19 protein-coding genes are annotated in these 21,221 nt (G+C 63.6%); 6 read left to right on the top strand and 13 right to left on the bottom strand.

The annotated features are described in order from the left end of the window. The first annotated feature begins 22 nt into the window (after window positions 1–22). Together cls and ACW7G0_RS11990 are read left to right on the top strand one after the other, a co-directional pair. Window positions 23–1,459 (top strand): cardiolipin synthase, encoded by a 1,437-nt coding sequence (gene cls, locus ACW7G0_RS11995; protein WP_456989876.1) that lies wholly within the window; start codon window positions 23–25, stop codon window positions 1,457–1,459. Between the two features lie 37 nt (window positions 1,460–1,496). Then, complete coding sequence (locus tag ACW7G0_RS11990) at window positions 1,497–2,270, top strand: pyridoxine 5'-phosphate synthase (RefSeq protein ID WP_456989874.1); 774 nt, start codon at window positions 1,497–1,499, stop codon at window positions 2,268–2,270. Between the two features lie 64 nt (window positions 2,271–2,334). Here ACW7G0_RS11990 and ACW7G0_RS11985 read toward each other — a convergent pair whose 3' ends face one another. The 10 genes from ACW7G0_RS11985 to dnaA all read right to left on the bottom strand — a co-directional run bounded on the left by ACW7G0_RS11985 (window position 2,335) and on the right by dnaA (window position 13,867). Further along, window positions 2,335–2,736, bottom strand: coding sequence for an ExbD/TolR family protein (locus ACW7G0_RS11985; RefSeq protein ID WP_456989872.1), 402 nt, complete (start codon window positions 2,734–2,736; stop codon window positions 2,335–2,337). A 22-nt stretch (window positions 2,737–2,758) separates the two neighbouring features. Beyond that, entirely contained in the window at window positions 2,759–3,178 is a 420-nt protein-coding gene (locus tag ACW7G0_RS11980; protein WP_456989870.1) for an ExbD/TolR family protein, read from the bottom strand. Between the two features lie 38 nt (window positions 3,179–3,216). After that, a complete protein-coding gene (locus ACW7G0_RS11975) occupies window positions 3,217–3,969 on the bottom strand; it encodes a MotA/TolQ/ExbB proton channel family protein (RefSeq protein WP_456989868.1) in 753 nt (250 codons plus the stop codon). A 132-nt stretch (window positions 3,970–4,101) separates the two neighbouring features. Continuing rightward, window positions 4,102–4,770 (bottom strand): energy transducer TonB, encoded by a 669-nt coding sequence (locus tag ACW7G0_RS11970; protein ID WP_456989866.1) that lies wholly within the window; start codon window positions 4,768–4,770, stop codon window positions 4,102–4,104. Between the two features lie 150 nt (window positions 4,771–4,920). Then, complete coding sequence (locus ACW7G0_RS11965) at window positions 4,921–6,213, bottom strand: tetratricopeptide repeat protein (RefSeq protein ID WP_456989864.1); 1,293 nt, start codon at window positions 6,211–6,213, stop codon at window positions 4,921–4,923. A gap of 133 nt (window positions 6,214–6,346) precedes the next feature. Continuing rightward, window positions 6,347–7,150, bottom strand: coding sequence for a M48 family metallopeptidase (locus ACW7G0_RS11960; protein WP_456989862.1), 804 nt, complete (start codon window positions 7,148–7,150; stop codon window positions 6,347–6,349). A gap of 124 nt (window positions 7,151–7,274) precedes the next feature. Then, window positions 7,275–9,752 (bottom strand): DNA topoisomerase (ATP-hydrolyzing) subunit B, encoded by a 2,478-nt coding sequence (gyrB, locus tag ACW7G0_RS11955; RefSeq protein ID WP_456962740.1) that lies wholly within the window; start codon window positions 9,750–9,752, stop codon window positions 7,275–7,277. 185 nt (window positions 9,753–9,937) lie between these two features. Beyond that, the gene (gene recF, locus ACW7G0_RS11950; RefSeq protein WP_456989860.1) at window positions 9,938–11,080 is read right to left on the bottom strand and encodes a DNA replication/repair protein RecF; all 1,143 of its coding nucleotides are present in this window, start codon (window positions 11,078–11,080) and stop codon (window positions 9,938–9,940) included. 112 nt (window positions 11,081–11,192) lie between these two features. Next, window positions 11,193–12,293 carry a DNA polymerase III subunit beta gene (gene dnaN / locus ACW7G0_RS11945; protein WP_456989858.1) on the bottom strand — a complete coding sequence of 367 codons (1,101 nt, stop codon included), beginning with the start codon at window positions 12,291–12,293 and terminating at the stop codon, window positions 11,193–11,195. A 245-nt stretch (window positions 12,294–12,538) separates the two neighbouring features. Beyond that, window positions 12,539–13,867, bottom strand: a complete 1,329-nt coding sequence (gene dnaA / locus ACW7G0_RS11940; RefSeq protein ID WP_456962743.1) for a chromosomal replication initiator protein DnaA — start codon at window positions 13,865–13,867, stop codon at window positions 12,539–12,541. A 242-nt stretch (window positions 13,868–14,109) separates the two neighbouring features. Here dnaA and rpmH point away from each other — a divergent pair, with 242 nt between their 5' ends. From rpmH to mnmE, 4 genes are all read left to right on the top strand, one after another. Next, window positions 14,110–14,250 carry a 50S ribosomal protein L34 gene (gene rpmH / locus ACW7G0_RS11935; protein WP_456962744.1) on the top strand — a complete coding sequence of 47 codons (141 nt, stop codon included), beginning with the start codon at window positions 14,110–14,112 and terminating at the stop codon, window positions 14,248–14,250. 48 nt (window positions 14,251–14,298) lie between these two features. Further along, complete coding sequence (gene rnpA, locus ACW7G0_RS11930; protein ID WP_456989856.1) at window positions 14,299–14,790, top strand: ribonuclease P protein component; 492 nt, start codon at window positions 14,299–14,301, stop codon at window positions 14,788–14,790. Window positions 14,791–14,805: 15 nt separating this feature from the next. Beyond that, on the top strand, window positions 14,806–16,554 hold the full coding sequence (gene yidC / locus ACW7G0_RS11925; RefSeq protein ID WP_456989854.1) for a membrane protein insertase YidC: 1,749 nt from the start codon (window positions 14,806–14,808) through the stop codon (window positions 16,552–16,554). Between the two features lie 97 nt (window positions 16,555–16,651). Next, on the top strand, window positions 16,652–18,043 hold the full coding sequence (mnmE, locus tag ACW7G0_RS11920; RefSeq protein ID WP_456989852.1) for a tRNA uridine-5-carboxymethylaminomethyl(34) synthesis GTPase MnmE: 1,392 nt from the start codon (window positions 16,652–16,654) through the stop codon (window positions 18,041–18,043). Window positions 18,044–18,061: 18 nt separating this feature from the next. Here the strand turns inward: mnmE and ACW7G0_RS11915 are convergent, their stop codons facing one another. The 3 genes from ACW7G0_RS11915 to ACW7G0_RS11905 are packed head-to-tail and all read right to left on the bottom strand — an operon-like array spanning window position 18,062 to window position 21,214. After that, window positions 18,062–19,282, bottom strand: coding sequence for an ABC transporter permease (locus ACW7G0_RS11915; RefSeq protein ID WP_456989850.1), 1,221 nt, complete (start codon window positions 19,280–19,282; stop codon window positions 18,062–18,064). 1 nt (window position 19,283) lies between these two features. Beyond that, entirely contained in the window at window positions 19,284–19,979 is a 696-nt protein-coding gene (locus ACW7G0_RS11910) for an ABC transporter ATP-binding protein (protein ID WP_456989848.1), read from the bottom strand. After that, entirely contained in the window at window positions 19,976–21,214 is a 1,239-nt protein-coding gene (locus ACW7G0_RS11905) for an efflux RND transporter periplasmic adaptor subunit (protein WP_456989846.1), read from the bottom strand. The genes ACW7G0_RS11910 and ACW7G0_RS11905 overlap by 4 nt, the downstream gene beginning before the upstream one ends. Window positions 21,215–21,221 lie beyond the last annotated feature (7 nt).

Here is a 21,221-nt window from a genome sequence, read left to right as displayed (position 1 = left end):
GCGCGAACCTGGGGGGCGCGCCATGATCGACGTCTTGACCGGCCTGTGGCGCGAACTGCTGACCATTGAGCACCTGAAACTGTGGCTGGCGGTGGGTTGGGCCAGTTATGTGGTGTGGCTGGGACTGTGGATCGTGTTGCAAAAGCGCGGGCCGGCGGCAACCCTCAGCTGGTTGATCAGCCTGGCTGCCCTGCCCTACCTCGGTTTCCTGATCTACTACTTCTTCGGGCCGCAGAAGATCCAGCGGCATCGGCTGCGCCGGGTTCGTGCGCATGCCGCGCTGCCACCGCCACCGCCCGGCCAATCCCTGGATCCCGATGCGATCGAGCTGGCCCGGCTGGCCCAGTCAACGACCGGCATACCACCCACCACCGCCACCAGCGCCGAGTTGCTGATCGATGGCGCACAGACCTATTCGCAACTGCTCGCCGCCATCGCCCAGGCGCGCGAGCACGTCCATCTGGAGTACTACGTCTACCTGCCCGACCGCACCGGGAAAGCGTTGCGTGACGCGCTGATCGAGCGGGCACGGGCCGGGGTCAAGGTGCGCCTGCTGCTGGATGCGGTCGGGTCCGGTCGCGTCTCGCGCAGATTCCTGAAGCCCTTGCTGGACGCCGGCGGCGAGTTTTGCTGGTTTCATCCGATGCGCTTGCGCTGGTTCTGGAAGCGCCCCTGGCTGAACCTGCGGACCCATCGCAAGATCGTGATCATCGATGGTCGCACCGCCTTTACTGGCGGCATCAATATCACCGACGAGCAGGACGAACAGCTCCACCCCAATGCCTACCGCGATCTGCACGTGCGCCTGGAGGGCAACGTCGTGCGTTCCCTTCAGCTGGTGTTTGTCGAGGACTGGGCCTACGCCACCGGCGCCGCCCCGTTGACGCTGGATCACCCGCCGCCGCAGCGGGGCGGGATATCCGCACAAACCCTGGTATCTGGCCCGGATTCCTCCTGGGAGGCGATCCACCGGCTGCACGTGGCCGCCATCCATTCCGCCACCACCCGCGTCTGGCTGATGACGCCCTATTTCGTGCCCGGTGAAGCGGCGATGATGGCGCTGACTTCCGCTGCACTGGGCGGGCTGGACGTTCGGCTGGTGCTGCCCAAGATGAGTGACAGCTGGCTGGTTACCCACGCGGCACGCTCGTACTTCGACGACCTGTTGGCCGCTGGGGTACAAATCTACGAGTACGGTCCGCGCCTGCTGCACAGCAAGGCCTTGGTGTGCGACGAGGATCTTGTCATCGTCGGCAGTGCAAACTTCGACCACCGCAGCTTTCGCCTCAACTTCGAAGTCTCGGTGTTGTTTCGCAACCGGCCGTTGGCGCAGCAGCTGGCGCAGCTGGTCGAGCACGAGTGCGGAAACTCGTTGCGGGTGCGGGATGACCGGGAACGACCGTTGTGGCGTAACCGGCTACCGGAGGCGCTGGCACGGCTGGTATCGCCGCTGCTGTAGGCTGCGTGCGCGCCGCCCGCCGCGTTATGCTTCGGCGATGACTTTCCTCAGTGTCAACGTCAACAAAATCGCGGTGTTGCGCAACTCGCGCGGTGGCAACCAGCCTGACGTGGTGGATGCCGCGCGTGCCTGCCTGGATGCCGGAGCCCATGGCATCACCGTGCACCCGCGTCCGGATGCACGCCATATCCGCGCCGATGATGTGCTTGCGCTGGCAGAATTGACCGCCTCACGCGGTGTGGAACTAAACCTGGAGGGCAATCCTTTCGCCCCCGCCCGCCCCGGTTACCCCGGGTTCCTGGTCCTGTGTGAACGGGTGCGACCCACCCAGGCGACGCTGGTACCCGACGGGGATGGTCAACTGACCTCGGACCACGGCTTCGATTTCCGACGTGACGCGGAGCGCTTGCGCCCGCTGGTGGATCAACTGCACGGGTCGGGCTGCCGGGTCAGCCTGTTTGCCGATGCGTGGGACCCGGAGCGCGCCGCGAACATCGAGCTGGCCGCACAGACAGGCGCCGACCGGGTCGAGCTGTATACCGGCCCGTATGCCGAATCCGCAGCGACTGGCAGCAGCGGAGCGATGCTGGCCCGATTCCACGCCATTGCCGCCCGGGCGCAGGCGGTCGGGCTGGGAGTCAACGCCGGCCATGACCTGAGCCAGGACAACCTTCAGGCGTTCGTGCGCGCGGTGCCGGGTTTGTTGGAGGTATCGATCGGGCACGCCCTGATTGCCGAAGCGCTATATGCCGGACTGGCGGCGACGGTACGCGGCTACTTGTCGATCCTGCAGGACGGCGATCAAGGCTGATCGATTTGGTCAAAAAAACGCCACCCGAAGGTGGCGTTTCCAAATCCACGGTAGCGCTTGACGATTATTTCTCGACGAAACCGATTTTCTTCATGTCCGCATTCCTGGCCAGGGAGAGCACCTGGGCCAACGTGCCGTAGTCGGCATCGTCGTTGGTGTCGATCTCCAGCTGCGGCTGGTTGGTCGGATCGCGCGCGACTTCCGTTTTCATCATGTTCGCGATCACGCTCAACGGGTACGGCGAGTTGTTCCAGAACACCTGGCCGGACGCCTCGATCCGCACGCGGATCGGCGGCGGTGGTTCGGACAACGGCGGTGGCTGGTTCGAGCGTTGTGGCAGGTTGACTTCGATCGGGTACGTGGCAATTGGCGCAGTCACCATGAAGATGATCAGCAGCACCAATAGAACGTCAACCAGCGGGGTGACGTTGATATCGACCATCGCGCCGCCGGAGCTGGAACTCATGGACATTTCGTGTTCTCCGGGTTTATTGGGTGCGATCCCTGACAGCGATGAAGCCCACCTTGCGCATGCCTTGCGACTGCGCAACGTTCACCACGTCCTTGATGATGCTGTATTTGGTGGTCTTGTCGCCGCGCACGTTGATCTGAGGCTGTGGTGTCTTCTGGGCTTCGACCGACAGACGACTCTCCATCAACGATGGCGTGACCGGCTCGTCATTCCAGAACACCGAGCCGTCGGCCTCGATCGCGATCGTGATCGGCTGCACCTCCGGCGCCTCCTTCTTCGTATCGTCGATCACCACTTCAGGCAGCTTGACCTGGACTTTGTGCGCCATGAGCGGTGCGGTGATCATGAAGATGATCAGCAGCACCAACATCACGTCCACCAACGGCGTCACGTTGATCTCGGCCATCGGGCCGCCGCTATTTGAACTGAAGGACATATCCGGACTCCAACTTCATGCCTGGGAACGCTGGTCTATCAGCGCTGGGACGGCAACTCACCCACCCGCGAACCGGTGGCGAAGAAGTCGTGCAAGTCGTGGGCGAAGGTATCGAAGCGGCTGTTCGTCACCTGATTGACGCGGGTGAAGAAGTTGAATGCCACCACCGCCGGGATCGCGACGAACAGACCGAACGCGGTCATGATCAGCGCCTCACCCACCGGGCCGGCCACCGCATCGATCGACGCGTTGCCGCTCTGGCCGATACGGATAAGGGCGTGGTAGATGCCCCAAACGGTACCCAGCAGACCGACGAACGGCGAGGTCGCACCGACGGTCGCGAGTACGGTAAGTCCATTTTCAAGCCTCATCGACTCACGGGTCACCGACTGGCGCAAGGCGCGGTCGACGAACTCGGAGCGATTCAGCGATTCGACCAGGCGAGAGCCTTCGTTGCGCTGATGGTGAGCCGCAGCCTGGGCCGCATCGAGGGCGATCTTGGAGAACGGCTCCGAGCTGCCCTGTTCTTCCATGTAACGGATTGCATCCTGCGCGTTGCTGGTTTCCCAGAACGTCTCAATGACCCGATCGGCCTTGGAGCGCAGCCGCGCACCCTTGATCAGGTTCACGACGATCCAGTAGATCGACAGCACCGAAAACAGCGTGAGGGTGAGGAATACGATCCAGGCTACCAGATCGAAGTTCTGCACCATGTGGGAGAAGCTCATCTGCTGGAACGCGTCGGCGTTGTTGCCTCCAGCAGCGGCAGCGGTGGTGGTTTCCTGAAGCATGACGCTTACCTTTGGATGTCGTGGAAGAAGGGGACTGCAAAGTCAAAGTACTGCAATGGGTGGTTCTGGGAATCGGTGTTGCCTGCACAGGATGTCATCTGGACAGTTGTTGCGAAATCACTTGCTGCCAGGTCAATCAAGGGTGAAGTCCACTGGGACGCGAACCCGGCTGGCGACCGGAACCCCGTTACTGATCTCCGGAGCAAACCGCCACTTTCTGGCCGCCTCTATTGCTGCGCGGTCAAGGTCGCGGTTGCGACTGGACTTCTCTACTTCGATGTCCAGCACGTTGCCCTGGGCATCGATGCTGATGACCAATATCACGGTGCCTTCGATTCCGCTTCGGACCGCAGACGGCGGATACTTCGGCGGGTTCATGGCCCTGGACGACGGGTTGACCGAGCCCAGCGTGTCTTGTGGCGCCGGCGGTGCTGGCGGTGCCGGGGGCGGCGCCGGGACATCCATCGGACTCGGGTCATCGACGATGATGGGCGGTTGTTCCGGTGGCGGCGGCAACGGCGTCTGCTTCGGCGGCGACAACTCCTTGGGCGGAGTAATCGGCTTGGGCTGTTCCGGCGGCGGCGGCGGCGGCGGTGGCGGCGGCGGCGGCGGTTTGATGATGTTCACCATCGTCACCTCCTCCTCGGCCGTGTCCGTCGGCGGGGCGGCCATCGGCGCCAGCATCAGCAGCAGCGCTGCGGCGTGCACGGCAATCGCGATGGTGATACCGGCGATACGCGCCCAGTTCAACCCTTCGTGGTCGTCTCGTTTCTTGATTGGGATTTCCAAGTCTTGCGTCATGCGCCATCAGCTCGGGTGGGGGTGCCGGGAGCGTACGTTACGCCTCGGGCCGTCAAATGGTTTCCGCTGCTTTTGGGCGGCGGGAACCTCCTAGGATATACCAAACTCAACCACTGCTTCCAAGTGGCAATGCACGTTTTCGTGATGCGGTTAGCTTCCTGGCAGCGCAATGATCCGGTTGGCGTCTTCCTTCTTCTCGACGCCTTTTTCCAGTGCTTTCCTGGCGGCATCCTTCGCCTCGGCAATGCGGCTTTCCTGATGCAGGACCTTCGCAAGGTTCAGATACGTGCTTCCGTCGCTGTCCAACGGGGCGGCCTTGTTATATGCGTCGATCGCAAGGTCGGGCTGGTCAGAGAAGTAATAGGCCTGGGCCAGCGCGACATAGGCTTGGTGATCGGGTTCCAGCGCGCCCTTTTGCATGCCCTCGTTGATCACGGCTATCACGTCCTTCTCGCGACCGTCAATATTGGCATAAGTCGCGTACAACACCTGGTATTCGTTGCCCGTGCTGAGCTGACCGCTGGCACGCAGTTGCTCCAGGATGGCGATTGCCTTGTCGGGCATGCCGGCGTTTTGGTAGGTTGCCGCCAGGTTCATCTGCGCTCGTTTGTCGTCTGGTTTGGCGGCGGCCACTTTCTCGGCCATGCCGACCGCCTCGGCGCTGTTGCCACCTTCTGCATAGACCTGCATGAGCAGCGCCTGCCATTGCGGGCTGGGATCGGCGCTTGCTGCGATCGCTCGTTCCATGATCGCAGCGGCTTCCTCGTAGCGCTCCATCAGATAGAGGCCCTGACCCTGCATCATCAGTGCGGTCGGATCCTGGCTTCCGGTCTCCTTGAAGAAGCGCTCGAACGTCGCCTGCGACTCCGGATACTGGTCTTGCTGCTGTTGCAACTGGGCGAGGTTCAACATCACGTTGTAGTGGGCGTTGTTATCCAGCCCGTCCAACTTGATCACCTGCTTGTAGTAGCCGACGGCGCCAACCAGGTCATCCGCGTCGTAGGCGATCTGTCCCGCGAGTTGGGCCGAATAGGACTTCTCGTAAGGGTTGGTTCCGGGGTCGGAGAGGATTTCATCGGCGATCGCGCTCGCTTGGGCACCCTCGTCCGCCTCATACAGATCCATCATCTTGCTCATCTTGCGTGACGCGCTCGCGCTCGCATTGACCTCGGGATTCTGCCGGGTTGCCTCCGGGTAGCTCTGCTCGACCTCAGCCCGCGCTTCCTGGCTCCCGCGAGTGTTCCGATCCGTGCGTGCTTGCCTGGCACCGCCGCGGCGACGCTGGGTCGATTGCTGCGCGGACGACGAAGAGCCGGCTTGCGCCTCAGCGACCGCCGCTGTCGCACCGGCATCGGGCGCCTGCTGCGTCTGGGCAGCTGCGACCCCACCTGCCGCAGCGAACATCGCGCCGATGGCAACGGCGAGCAGCCGCTTGGAGGACATGGAACCGTTCATTCGATCACCTTGGCAGCGACCGCTGCCAGAGGCTGCGGATCGGGTGGAGGACAGTGGACGAACAACCTAGCAGAAACTTATTGCGGGTAGAAGGTGCATTTCGTCCTATCCCGACGCCGCCTTAACCGCATTTGGGAACGTGGCCGGCGGCTCGAGCTTGCTGATAGGTCGCCGCCAACCCGTCCGCCCGTGCATCCAGCTCCGCGATACGGCTCTGCGGATCGGGATGGGTCGACAGCCATTCGGGCGCGCGACTGGAGCTGGCACCGATCATGTTCTGCCACAGGTTCACCGCTTGCCCCGGGTCGAATCCGGCCTGAGCCATCAATCGCTGTCCGACAACGTCCGCCTCGGACTCCTGGGTCCGGTTATTGGGTAGCAACAGCGCGGTCTGTACCGCCATACCGCCAAGCTGCTGGGTCGTTTGCGCTGCGCCGGTCCCATATTGTGAACCGATCAACGCGCCCAGGACACCCAGCCCGGCCTGCGCGCCCATCTGCCGGGTAATGCGCTCGTCATGGTGGTGGGCGATGACATGCCCGATTTCATGGGCGATCACCGCGGCCAGCTGATCCTGGTTCTTGGCGACCTTGAAGATCCCGGTGTAGACGCCGATTTTTCCGCCCGGTAGCGCGAAGGCGTTCGGTTCATCGTTGGCAAACAGCGCCACCTCCCATTGGGTGTTGCCACCGCTTTCCAGCTGCTGCGTGACAGCGTCAACCACGCAACGCACATAACGGGTCTGGCTGGCATTTTTGCTTTGGGGCAGTTTGGCCTTGTACTCGGCAAACGCCTGTGCGCCCATCTGGTCGAGCTGCTGCTGCGAGATCGCGCCCACCGCCTGAGTGCGGCCAGTGGGCGAGGTGGTGGTCGCGCAGGCGGCGACGACGGCCGCCATCGCAACGCCGAGGAGCAGACGCTTCATAGTGATAATCCTTGTTTGCAATGCCTCGGTGTAACCGCAAAGCGATGAATGCCAGGTCAAGGCCACCAGCGGGCCCCCGCGCGATGCCTGCACCGCGCGGTCTCACATGCCGGTGCACGACCGGTCAGATATCCAGGTTGCCCGCCTTCAGCGCGTTGTCTTCGATAAACGCGCGACGGGGTTCCACCACATCGCCCATCAAGGTGCTGAAGACCTGGTCGGCAGCCACCGCGTCCTCGATCTTCACCTGCAGCAGGCGCCGGGTTTCCGGGTTGACCGTGGTTTCCCACAGTTGCTCCGGGTTCATCTCGCCAAGGCCCTTGAAGCGCTGGATCTGGCGGCCTTTCTTGGCCTCTTCCAGCAACCACACCTGGGCATCGGCAAAGCTGTCGATGGCTTGCTCGCGGTTGCCGCGAATAATTTTCGCACCCTCGCGGATCAACCCATGCAGCTGGGCGGCGGCTTCGCGCAACGGTCGCAACTCGCCGCCGGCAAACGCGGCCAAAGGCAGCACCTGGAGCAACTCCTCGCCCATATGCGAGCGCTTGGCCACCAGAGCTGCGGGATGCGCGTCGGTGGCGGCCTGCAAACTCAACGCATAACGCGGTTTGCCCAACTGTTTTTGATTGAGGCGCTGTTCCAGAAGATCCAGCTCATGGCGTTCGTCGATGTTCTGTGAGAGATGCTCGGCGTCCAGCGGCGTGAAATCGATCAACGCCTCGAGCACCTCGGGGTCGTAACGATGCGCATTGCGGGCAATCGCGTCGCGTGCGCCGGCGTAGGCAAGCAACAACTGCTCCAGGGCAACGCCGGTGATCGGTGGCTCACCTTCGGCCGGGATCAGCGCCGCGCCTTCGATTGCATTGCTGGCCAGGTAGGCGTTGAGCGCCGCGTCGTCCTTGAGATACAACTCGGTCTTGCCCTGCTTGATCTTGTACAGCGGCGGCAACCCGATATAGATATGACCGCGTTCGATCAACTCCGGCATCTGTCGGTAGAAGAAGGTCAGCAACAGCGTCCGGATGTGGCTGCCATCGACGTCGGCATCGGTCATCAGGATGATGTGGTGGTAGCGCAGCTTGTCGGGGTCGTAGTCGTCCTTGCCGATGCCGGTGCCCAACGCGGTGATCAGGGTGCCGACCTCGGCGCTGGAAAGCATGCGATCGAAGCGGGCACGCTCGACGTTGAGGATCTTGCCTTTCAGCGGCAGGATCGCCTGGGTCTTGCGGTTGCGGCCCTGCTTGGCGGAGCCGCCGGCGGAGTCACCCTCGACGATGAACAGCTCCGACAGCGCCGGATCTTTTTCCTGGCAATCGGCGAGCTTGCCGGGCAGGCCGGCGATGTCCAATGCGCCCTTGCGGCGGGTCAGGTCGCGCGCCTTGCGTGCAGCCTCGCGGGCACGTGCGGCATCCAGGATCTTGCCGGTAATCGCACGGGCTTCAACCGGGTGCTCTTGCAGGAACTCCTGCAAACGTGCGCCGAACGTGTGCTCAACTACGGGTCTCACGTCGGATGAGACAAGCTTTTCCTTGGTCTGCGAGGAGAAGCTCGGATCCGGAACCTTGACCGACAACACCGCGATCATGCCTTCGCGCATGTCATCGCCCGACAAGGTCACCTTGGCCTGCTTGGCCAGCCCGGACTGCTCGATGTAGTTGGTCAGCGTGCGGGTCAGCGCGGCCCGGAAACCAATAAGGTGGGTACCGCCATCCTTTTGCGGGATGTTGTTGGTGTAGCAGAACATCGTTTCCTGATAGGCGTCGGTCCACTGGATCGCGACGTCCACGGTGATGCCGTTCTCCTCACCGGTGACCGAGATCACGTTCGGGTGGAGTGGGGTCTTGAGCTGGGCCAGGTGCTCGACGAACGAGCGAATGCCGCCCTCGTACTCGAACACGTCCTTTCGCTGTTCGCCGCGTTCGTCCTGCAGGGTGATGCGAACCCCGGAGTTGAGGAAAGACAGCTCACGCAGGCGCTTGGCGAGGATTTCGTAGTGAAACTCCACATCCGAGAAAATTTCGGTGGCCGGCTTGAAGCGCAGGATGGTGCCACGCTTGTCGGAGGCTTCCACCCTCTTCAGCGGATACAGCGGTTCGCCCAGCGAATATTCCTGCCGGTGATGGAAGCCATCACGCCAGATATCGAGCCAGAGATGCTCGGACAAGGCGTTGACCACAGACACGCCGACGCCATGCAGGCCGCCGGATACCTTGTAGCTGTTGTCGTCGAACTTTCCGCCCGCATGCAGCACGGTCATGATGACCTCGGCCGCAGAGACGTGTTCTTCCTTGTGGAGGTCGACCGGGATGCCTCGCCCGTTATCGGACACCGCCACCGAGCCATCCTCGTGCAGGGTAACCACGATATCGTCGGCGTGGCCGGCCAAAGCCTCATCGACAGCGTTGTCGACCACCTCGAACACCATGTGGTGCAGCCCGGTGCCGTCGTGCACGTCGCCGATATACATGCCTGGACGTTTGCGCACGGCCTCCAGTCCACGCAAGACCGTAATCTTGCTGGAATCGTAGGTTTGAGACGGCAGGGTAGCGTCCGGTTGGGTTTCGCTGCGGATCGGGGAAGGATCGTGTTCGATCTGGGTCATGCGGCAACAGGCTCCGACGACGCGGCCGCCAAGTACGCGGCGGCGTCGAAACGCAAGGGGAAACGTAGCTCAGTATAGCAGGCGGGATGAGTCTCCTTGCGCCTTGCCACGGATTCGACGGCCCGGCGCCCGGACTGGCATTCAGGCAGCCGCATGGGCCGCGTGGAGCGCCACCTGCAGCGAAATTAAATGGTATCGCCTGCGCTCAGCACACCTTGTTCCACGTGGAACAAGGTGGCGTCGATGGACAGGACAGCCAGTGCCGCTGGCAGTTCGGTTCCAGTGATGAATACCTGCGCGTCACTGTCAGACAAGCGTTGAAGCACGCGTTGCTGATGGTTGCGGTCCAACTCCGAGGACAAGTCGTCCAACGCGATCACGGGCCATTCACCGCGAATCGTCGCGTAATGACCCGCCTGCGCCAGCAGGGCTGACAACGCAGTGAGCTTTCCCTGCCCGCGAGACAGCGCATCCCGCCCCGGCAGTGCACCAAAGTGGATGCGCCAATCGGCACGATGTGGTCCCAGCGAGGTAAAACCCGTCTGCAGGTCCCGGTCACGTGCCAGCAGCAACGCGTCAGCAAGAGGAAGGTCATCGCGTCGCCAACCCGGCTGGTAATCCATCGTGACCCCCCCCAATGCCGGTGCCAGATCCGCCGCAACCTCGCTGAACAGGGGCTGCAGAGCGGACAGATAAGCTTGCCTGTACCTGGTGAGCGGCTCACCGGCCTCGGCAAGCTCGCGATCCCAGGCGTCGATCTGTGAATGGCCGGAACGGGACTTCAATAATGCGTTGCGCTGCTTGAGGGCCCTGGAGTAACGCCGCCACAAGGGGAGAAAGCCAGGTTCCACGTGGAACAGTCCCCAGTCAAGGTAGCGCCGGCGAATGTCGGCGGGACCCGTTACCAGGGCATGACTTCCCGGCTCGAACGTAACCACCGCCAATGCCGCGCACAGTTCGCCCAGATGAGACACGCCGGTCCCGTCGAGCCGGCCACTCCAGTCTTGCCCGCTATGGCGCAAACCGGCCTTCCGTATCCGGATATCGGCCGCAGGGGCTCCTGTTGGCATCCCGTGGCTTTGTGACCGGCTTCTGGTCAGTTCCTGCCATTCGACAAAAACCTCCAGTGCGTCGTCACCCTGCCGGACCAGACCATCGCGTACACGCCCGCGGAAGCTGCGCCCGTAAGCCATCAAGTGCAGCGCTTCTAGGATGCTGGTCTTGCCTGCTCCGTTATCGCCGGTGATCAGGTTCACCGTCGGGCCAGGTTGCAGCAGTACTTCCTGAAACCGCCGCAGGTACCGGATATCAAGGCGGGTTACGCGCATTGACCGCACCTCAAGCCGACCGGCGCCGGCCAAAAACCACTACGCCCGGGCGAACCGGGCGTAGTGATGGGATCAGCGCGTTCCACGTGGAACATGTGGGGTGCGGGGCCCGTCAAAGCCTGAGCGGCATCACCACATGGCGGCAACGCTCGTTGTCGGCCTCTCGCACCAGGGCTGAAGAGTTTGCATCACGCAGTGCCAACACTACTTGATCGCCCCTCAGCGCCGACAGCGCATCCAGCAGGTAATTGACATTGAACCCGACCGCCAGGTCGTCGACCTTGGTATCTGCTTCCACTTCCTCCTGCGCTTCTTCCTGCTCAGGATTGTGCGCACTGATCTTGAGCTGCCCCGGGGAGACCTCGATGCGAACGCCCCGGTACTTCTCATTGGAGAGGATCGCAGCGCGCTGCAGGGAGGCGCGCAGTACCTCACGATCAATACGGACTTCTTTGTCGGCGCCGATCGGGATCACCGCTTCATAATCGGGGAATCGCCCATCGATCAACTTGCTGGTGAAGGTAACGTCGTCACGCTTGACCCGGATGTGGCCTCGGCCCATTTCCAGCTCCAGCTCGCGGTCACCGCCTTCCAGCAGCCGTTGCAACTCGGTCACGCCTTTTCGAGGAACGATGATCTGGCGCTTGGTCTGGGCGTTGCCCTCGTAGGGCGCCTCGCATAGCGCCAGGCGATGGCCGTCGGTGGCTACACAGCGCAGACTCTCCTCGCGCAGGTCGAACAGCAGCCCGTTGAGGTAGTAGCGGACGTCTTGCTGGGCCATTGCGAAGGCAGTGCGTTCGATCAACTCCTTCAGCGTTGCTTCGGAGACCTGCACCCGTTCGGTGGCCTCAACCTCGTCCAGCGAAGGAAAATCATTGGCCGGCAGGCTGGCCAGGGTAAAGCGTGAACGTCCAGCCTGCACGGAAAGCTTGTCCCCGCTTTGGGACACCGTGATCTTGCTGCCATCGGGCAGGGCCCGAACGATATCGAACAGCTTTCGCGCCGGAATTGTGGTTTCCCCATCCTCGGCTTCGTCCACCGCCACTCGCGAGACCATCTCGACTTCCAGATCGGTGCCGGTGAGAGACAGCTGGTCATCCTTGACCTGGGCCAGCAAATTGGCCAGGACCGGAAGGGTCTGTCTGCGTTCGACCACGTTGACGACCTGGGCCAACGGTTTGAGAAACACTTCTCGTTGCAGGCTGAAACGCATTCGGTCCTACCCCTATGCCCAATACAAAAGAATGTATAAATCAAAAGCCTGGTGGTGGTGGTGTTCGGGAATATCCGGGATAACCGTCCCAACCTATTGATTTAACTAGATTAATCGCCAATCAAAAACCTGGTACAACTGCTGCTTCAATGAAGCTTGAACCTGTGGACAAGTTTTGATCCGTACCCCGAAGCGCGAGTTATCCACAACTTGTACCCCACTGCTGCACACCGTTACCGGAGCGACTACTCACTGAGTTTACGGATCAACTTTTCCCAGTCTTCATGCATCTTTCCGTCCGTTTCCATCAGCGTCCGGATCTGTCGGCAGGCGTGCAGCACGGTGGTGTGATCCCGTCCGGCAAACGCGTCGCCGATCTCCGGCAGACTGTGTTCGGTCAGCTCTTTGGTCAACGCCATGGCCATCTGGCGTGGGCGGGCGAGCGAACGCGTCCGTCGCTTCGACAACAGATCCTTCATCTGGAGACCGTAGTAGTCTGCCACGGTCTTCTGGATGTTGGGGATGCCGATGGCTTGTTGCTGTGCGCGCAGCAGGTCACGCAAGGTTTCCTGGGCGAAATCGATGGTGATCGCGCGACCGGTGAAGTTGGCGCGGGCGGTCAGCGTGTTGAGGGCGCCTTCCAGGTCACGGACGTTGGACCGCATTTTCTTGGCCAGCAGGAAGGCGACATCCTCCGGGATCGCCACGCCGCGTTCCTGTGCCTTGGACAGCACGATCTGGGCGCGGGTCTCGAAGTCGGGCGGATCGATCGCCACGCTGAGGCCCCAGGCCAGACGCGATTTCAATCGGGGTTCCAGGCCTTCGACCTCGCGCGGGAAGCGGTCGCAGGTCAGGATGATCTGCTGCTTGCCGTCGAAAAGCGCATTGAAGGTGTGGAAAAACTCTTCCTGGGTACGGTCCTTGCCGGCAAAAAACTGGATGTCGTCGATCAGCAAGGCGTCGACGCGCTGGAAATGCCGCTTGAACCCGTCCATGGCCTTTTCCTGCAACGCCTTCATCATGGCGCTGAAGAACTGTTCGCTACGCAGGTACATGACTCGCGCGGCGGGGTTGTTGGCACGCATCAGGTTGCCGGCGGCAAACATCAAGTGGGTCTTGCCCAATCCGGTACCGCCATACAGCAGCAGCGGATTGTGCCCACGCTCGCCGGGACTGAGTGCCGCCTGCATGGCGGCGGCGCGGCCCAGCTGGTTGCTGCGCCCCTCGACGAAATTCTCGAACGTGTAGTGGTTGTCCAGGTTGCCGTTGAACGGCTCGATCGCAGCGATGCTGATCGGGCGTACCGGGGAGGGCACCAGCGCCGCCGGCATGGCTTCCCGCGGCAAGGAGCCGACCTCCAGGCTGACATCGCCATCACCGGAAAAGTGTGCGAGTAATTCGCGGATCCGCCCCAGGTAGCGCTCCCGCACGTGCTCGACGACGAAGGCATTGGGCGCGAAAAGCACGGTGGCACCGTCGCGACGGCTGGCCTGCAGTGGTTTGAGCCAGGCGTGGACGTCCTCGGCCGGCAATTCGGCCTCGAGTCGTTCCAGGCAGTGGGGCCAAGCGTCCATAGGGTCTTTCATGCAATGGCGAAGATCGGCGTGTGCGAGGATGGGCATCGCGCCGCGCGGATCAAGGTTGTGGCCAGCCAGACTAGCACGCAGCAGAGCCGGGCGATGAAGCGGCGCAGGTGCCGCAGCTGCCCGGCTGGACGCGCCTGGCGCAGCGGCCCGGATCGCCGCCATTTGACCAGCCCGCTGAATCCTCGTTAGACTTGCCGGTCTTATTCCGCCGTAAATGCAGAACCGCAGCCATGTCCACCAAGCGCACCTACCAACCCAGCAACCTCAAGCGCAAGCGCGACCACGGCTTCCGTGCACGCATGGCGACGGCCGACGGCCGCAAGATCCTGTCGCGTCGCCGCGCCAAGGGTCGCAAGCGTCTCTGCGCCTAAGCGCAGGTGATGTCGCAACGGCAGCCCCTTGCCGCCGTTGACGTCCTGATGCCGAAGATCCGCTTCCCGCGCACTGCGCGGGTTCGCGCGAAATCCGATTTCGACCGCATATTCAAGCACGGCCGGCGCGTGGCGCTGCCCGTGCTTGCATTGCATTGGCAGGTTTGTCCCCAACAGCCGGACTCGGGCCCGCGCCTGGGTTTGGCGGTCTCGCGCAAGGTCGATCCGCATGCGGTCGGGCGCAACCGGATCAAGCGCGTGTTGCGCGAGACTTTCCGCGCCTGTCGTGCTGATTTGGCCGACGGTGATTACGTGCTGGTCGCCCGGGTCGGTGCCGCACGTTGTGACCACCAGCAATTGCAAGCCGCCTTCCTCGGGCTGTTACGGCGGTCGGGTGCACTGCCGATCGACGCCATGGCGGCCCGCGGTTCCGCGTCGGCGCCGTTGCCGGCACCCGGCGCGGACGGCACAATGCCGCCATCCCGACGTTCCGACGTTCCTTCTTCCACCGACCCCACGCCGCCTTCCGGCGGCGGATGAGCCTGCCTGTTGCCCATGAACCAGACCCGTGTATTCCTGATCTTCGCCTGGCTGATGGTGGCGACCCTGCTGTGGATGGAGTGGAACAAGGAGCAGGCCGCGCCTCCCACGACGCCGACGACCAGTACCTCGGCGGGCACGTCGACGATCCCGGCCGCAAACCGCCTCGCCGGGGTTGATGGCGCCGGCAGCCAGGGCGCCGGCGTCCCCGGGGTACCGACCATGGCCGCGCCGTCTGCGGCCGCCGCTCCCGAGATTGCTGCCGTCTCGGGCGTCAAATCGGCGACGGTCACCGTCTCCACTGACGTGCTCCAGGTCGTGCTTGATGGTGGCGAGGTGCTCCAGGCCGATCTGCTGGCCTATCCGAGCACCGCGGACGAAGACAGCGCGCCGGTCCGGTTGTTCAGCCAGGATCCGGTGGATTATTTTGTCGCCCAGAGTGGCTGGGTCAGCAATAGCGGCACCACGCCGACCCACCAATCGGGTTTTGTGCTGGACCGCGACGCGCTGCCGGCGGCAACGGATTTCCGGCTGGATGCGGGTGAAGATCAACTGGTGGTGCCTTTCACATGGAATGGCCCGAATGGCGTGAGCATCCAGCGCACCTATACCTTCCACCGGGGCAACTACGTGGTGGATGTGCGCGACGAGGTGGTCAACCGTGGCACCGATCCCTGGCAGGGCTTTGTCTATAGGCAATTGAGCCGAGTGCCGCGCGCACTGGAAAGCAGCGCGCCGATGAGCCCGGAGAAGTACAGCTTCCAGGGCGCGGCGTGGTTCAGTGCCACGGACAAGTACGAGAAGCGCAAGTACGAAGATTTCATCGAAGACGGCCCGCTCGACAAGCAGGTCAGCGGCGGCTGGATCTCGTTCCTGCAGCACCATTTCTTCGGTGCCTGGATTCCCGGTGCGGCCGATAACAGCACTTTCTCGCTGACGACCGCCAGTGAAAACGGTGCCACCCGGTACCTGATCCGTGAGGTCGGTCCGGGCGTCAGCGTGGCGCCAGGCGGGACTGCCAGCACCCAGGCGCGCCTGTGGGTGGGCCCCAAGCTGGTCAGCCAGATCCAGGCCCAGCAGGTGCCGGGTCTGGACCGCGCCGTCGACTTCAGCCGGTTTTCACCGATGGCGACCCTGGCCGGCTGGCTGTTCTGGGTGCTGCAGTGGTTGCATGGCCTGTTGGGTAACTGGGGCTGGTCGATCGTCGGGCTGGTGTTCCTGCTCAAGGCCGTGATGTTTCCGCTGTCGGCGGCGCAGTACAAGTCGATGGCGAAGATGCGCAAGTTCCAGCCGCGCATGGCCCAGCTCAAGGAGCGCTACGGCGACGACAAGCAGAAGCTGCAAGCGGCGATGATGGAGCTGTACAAGAAAGAGAAGATCAACCCGGTTGGCGGTTGCCTGCCGCTGCTGCTGCAGATGCCGGTCTTCCTGGCCCTGTACTGGATGTTGTCCGAGTCGGTCGAGCTGCGTCATGCACCGTGGATCCTGTGGATCCAGGACCTGACCGCACGCGATCCGTTCTTCGTGCTGCCGGCGATCAACATCGCGCTGATGTGGGCGACCCAGAAGCTCACTCCGATGGCCGGCGTCGATCCGATGCAGAAGAAGATGATGCAGTTCATGCCGCTGGCGTTCGGAGTCATGTTTGCCTTCTTCCCGGCGGGCCTGGTGTTGTACTGGGTGACCAACGCGGGCCTGGGCCTGATCCAGCAGTGGTGGATGATCAAGAAGTACAGTGAAGAACCGGCGCCAGTGAAGGCGTAGACCAAGCGCTGGAATGAAGACAGGAGCCCGCCAACCGGCGGGTTTCTGCCATGGGCCGCCGATGCGCACCACGAGACCATCTGCGACCATGCACCCCATGACCGCGCCCGACCGCGACACCATTGCTGCCATCGCTACCGCGCCCGGCGCCGGCGGCGTAGGCATCGTGCGCTTGTCAGGCCCGCGTGCGCGGTCGATCGGCGAGGCCGTCTGTCTGCGTGAGCTGATTCCACGCCATGCCCATTACGTGCGGTTCGCCGAAGCTGGTGGCGAGACCATTGACGATGGCATCGCGCTGTATTTCGCCGCACCTGCCAGCTACACCGGCGAAGACGTGGTCGAGTTGCAGGGCCATGGCGGGCCGGCCGTGTTGCAGGCATTGTTGGCTCGCTGCTGGGACCTGGGTGCCAGGCAGGCGCGGCCCGGAGAGTTCAGCGAGCGCGCCTTCCTGGAAGGTCGTCTCGACCTGGCCCAGGCCGAGGCCGTTGCCGACCTGATCGCGGCGGCTGACGTGCGCGCCGCCCGCGCGGCGCGGCGGGCGCTGGACGGCGAGTTCTCATCGCGGGTCGAGGCGATCGCCAGCGGCCTGATCGGCGTGCGCGTGCATGTGGAGGCGGCCATTGATTTTGCCGACGAGCCCCTGGACACCCTGGGCGGTAATGAGCTGCGCGCCAAGTTGGGGCAGCTGCGGCAAGCCCTGGATCAGTTGCTGGCGGCCGCCGAGCGTGGCCGCCGCCTGCGCGATGGCCTGCATGCGGTGATCATTGGCCCGCCCAACGCCGGCAAGAGCTCGCTGCTCAACGTGCTGGCCGGCAGCAACCGGGCAATTGTCACCGACATCGCCGGCACCACCCGTGACCTGTTGCAGGAAGTGGTGCGCATCGACGGCGTTGAATTGACCCTGGTCGACACCGCCGGCCTGCGCGAGGGCGGGGATGCGATCGAGCGCGAAGGCATGCGCCGCGCTCACGATGAGCTGGAACGCGCCGACCTGGCCATCGTGGTGCTGGATGCACGCGACCCGCAGGCGGGCACCGCGGCGGTGGCCGAGGCGATTGCCGGCGTGCCGCGGATCTTGTGGCTGCACAACAAGGCCGATTTGCTGGAGGACGGAATCCCCGATTCGATGAAGTCCGGCCGAGCGGCATCGGGCCAGATGGACGCCAATCGCGGGTCATCGCACCTGTGGGTATCGGCGCGCACCCGCATCGGCCTGGACGACCTGCATGCCCACCTGGGCGCTTTGGCGCTGGGCGATGGCGTCGATGCAGGCGACGGCGCATTCACCGCCCGCGCCCGCCACGTGGACGCATTGCAGCGCGCCCGAGTCGAGCTGGTCGAGGCGAGCGCACAGCTTGACCATGAAGCGCTTGAGTTGGCCGCCGAAGCGCTGCGCGCCAGTCACGATGCCCTGGGTGAAATCACAGGCAAGGTCCGCGCCGATGACCTGCTGGGACACATTTTCTCTAGCTTCTGCGTCGGCAAGTAACACCACCGTGCGGCGCGCTCACTCGTAGCGCAGCGCCTCGATCGGATCCAGCGCCGCCGCCTTCGACGCCGGCATGATCCCGAACACCACCCCGACCATGGCCGAGAAACCGGCCGCCGCCACCACCACCCACAGCGGCACATTGGCCGGTGGAAAGCCGGGGATCAGTGCGGCAACGCCCATCCCGACCCCGACCCCGAGCACGATCCCCATCAGCCCTCCCAGCAAGGCCAGCAGGCCGGCCTCCAGCAGGAACTGGGTGAGGATGTCGCGGCGGGTAGCACCCAGCGCCTTGAGGATGCCGATCTCGCGGGTCCGCTCGGTCACCGATACCAGCATGATGTTCATGATCCCGATGCCACCGACCAGCAACGAGATGCCGACGATGCCGGCCAGCACCGCAGTGGCCATGCCGGCAATCTGGTTGAACTGCTTGAGAAAGGAATCGGCGGCGTCGACCTTGAAGTCCGAATCCTTGCCCGGCGCGATGTCGCGCGAGGCCCGGATCGCGCGTTCGACCCGCTCGCGGACCAGGTCGACGTCCTCCAGGTTGGCCACGGTGAAGGTCGCCTGCAGCATCGGCTCGTTGCTGTTGCCCATCATTGACCGGCCAACGCCGAATGGGACGTAGGCGAAGTTGTCCTGGCTGAAGCCGAGGATCTTGCCTTTCTTCTCCATCATCCCGACGACCTTGAACCACTCGCTGCCGATCTGGAAATACTCGCCGACCGGGTTGTCCGGCATCTCCAGTTCGTCGCGCAATTCGGTGCCGATCACCGCCACGCGCCGCCGCCCCTGGTCGTCGCTCTCGACGATGAAGCGCCCATGCTCCGGGTACTCGTTGCGGACCTGCTGGAACTCGCTGGTGGTGGCGTAGATCTGCGGGCTCGCGCTGTGGTTGCCATAGCTCGCACCCGTCGCCTGGATCGCCATCAGTGGCGCCACCATGTCCACGCCCGGCACGCGGTAGCGCAGCACGTCGATGTCATCGAAAGTGATGTGGTTGAGCTTGCCGGTGCGGAAGTTCTCGCTGTTGTTCTCCGCGGTCAGCGTCAGCGTGCTGCCGCCCATGTCGGCGAGCTGGCTCTTGATCGAGTCCGAGAAACCCTGCACCAGCGATACCACCGCGATCACCGAGGCGGTCCCGATCAGGATCCCCAGAGTGGTCAGGAAGCTGCGCATCCGGTGCGAAGTTAGGCTGATCAGGGCGGCGCGAAACGACTCCATAAGGGCGCTCACGTCAGTTCACCAACGTCTTGCCAGGCTGGACGAGATCCTCGACGATGCGCCCGTCGCTGACCCGGATGGAGCGTCGGCAATGGTCCGCGATGCTCGGCTCATGGGTGACCACCACCACGGTCTGGCCCTGTTCGTGCAGCTCGTCGAACAGCGCCATGATCTCCGCCGACGTCCGTGAATCCAGGTTGCCGGTGGGCTCATCGGCCAGCAGGATCGAAGGCCGGCCGACCAGCGCGCGGGCCACAGCCACGCGTTGCCGTTGCCCGCCCGACAGCTGCGTTGGCCGATGCCCAAGCCGATCCGCCAGGCCAACCTTGACCAGCGCCTCGGTTGCCTGCTCGCGCCGTTCCGCGATCGGCATGCCGCGATAGACCAATGGCTGCATCACGTTCTGCAGTACGGTCAGCCGCGGCAGCAGATGGAAGCTCTGGAACACGAACCCGATCTCACGGTTGCGCACTTGCGCCAGCTCGTCTTCGTTCATCGAAGACGTGTCGCGGCCGTTCAACGTGTAGGTGCCCTCGCTGGGCGTGTCCAAGCAGCCCAGCAGGTTCATCAGCGTCGACTTGCCCGAACCCGACGGACCGACCAGCGCGACATACTCGTTGCGGTCGATGAACAGGTCGATGCCCGCCAGCGCCATCACCGTCTCTTCGCCCATCTGGTAGCGCTTGACGATATTGCTCAGCGAGATCATGCGGCGTCGTCGTCGCTGGCATTGTCGCCGTCGTCGCGATCGCCGCTGTCGCTATCTGCGTCCTTCTTCTTGTCAGCCTTGACCGCCTCCACGTTGTCACCTTCGTTCAAGGTACGCAGGGTGCGGGCGGGACCGACGATGACCTTGTCACCCGCCGACAAGCCCTTCTCGATCGACTCCCAACGGTCATCGGACGGGCCGGTGGTGACGGTCGCCTTGTGCGCCTGTCCATCGCGCGCCACCCATACATGGCGAGTGGTCTGGTCGGCCTCACTGGTGTCGGTGAGCACGGCCTCCACCGGCACCACCAGGTGTTTGCGCCCATCGCTGAGGAACAGGTCGGCACGCACGCTCATGCCGGAGCGCAATACCAGCCCGTCGGGCCGGTCCAGGTGTACCGTGACCAGGTAGGCGCGGCCCTGGCCCTCGACCGTCGGTACCAGGGCGATCTGGCTGACCGTGCCCTTGATCGCCTTTTCGGGATAGGCCGCCGGGTAGACGTCGGCGTGCTGGCCCAACGCTACCTTGGCGATATCCCCTTCATCGACCTTGAGCTCGGCCTGGACGGTGGTGGTGTCGGCGATCTGCATCAACTTTGCACCGGCCAGCGATGAGGTCGACGGGATCGCGGTCTCGCCGACCTTGATCGGCAGCGACACCACCTGGCCGGACTGCGGCGAGCGGATCTCGGTCTTGGCCCGTTGCTCGCGCGCTTCATCGAGCACAGCGACGGTGCGTTTCAAGGCTTCCTCGCTGCCGCGGAGGTCTGCCCGCGCCACGTCCAGGCGGTTGCGATCTTCATCAAAGGTATTGCGATCGATGATCTGCGCGGCGACCAGCTGCTTGCTGCGCTCGAACTGCTTTTGTCGCAGCGACAGTTCCGCACGCTGGCGCTCAATGCTGATGCGGTTCTGCCTGAGGCTGGCCTCCTCGCGCTGGATGGCGTTGTTGTAGGTCTCCGGGTCCAGCCGCGCCAACAGCTGTCCCTTCTCGACCGTATCGCCTTCCTCAACCAGGATCTCGATCACCTTGCCGACCACCTCGGCGGTCAGGTCGACCTCGGTGCGATAGGCCAGCAGCCCGGACGCCAGGATGGTCGGCCGCACCTCGTGCTGTTCGGCCGGCGCGATCTCGACCTCGATCCCGCGGGCGTCGCGGCTGTTCTTGATCACCAGCGGAACCACGACGACCGCGATCACCAACGCGGCTGCGACCCACTTCCTGTTGAACTTCATTCGGTCG

The organism is Lysobacter sp. A286 (genome assembly GCF_054052105.1).
This window is presented reverse-complemented; position numbering and strand designations above follow the sequence as displayed.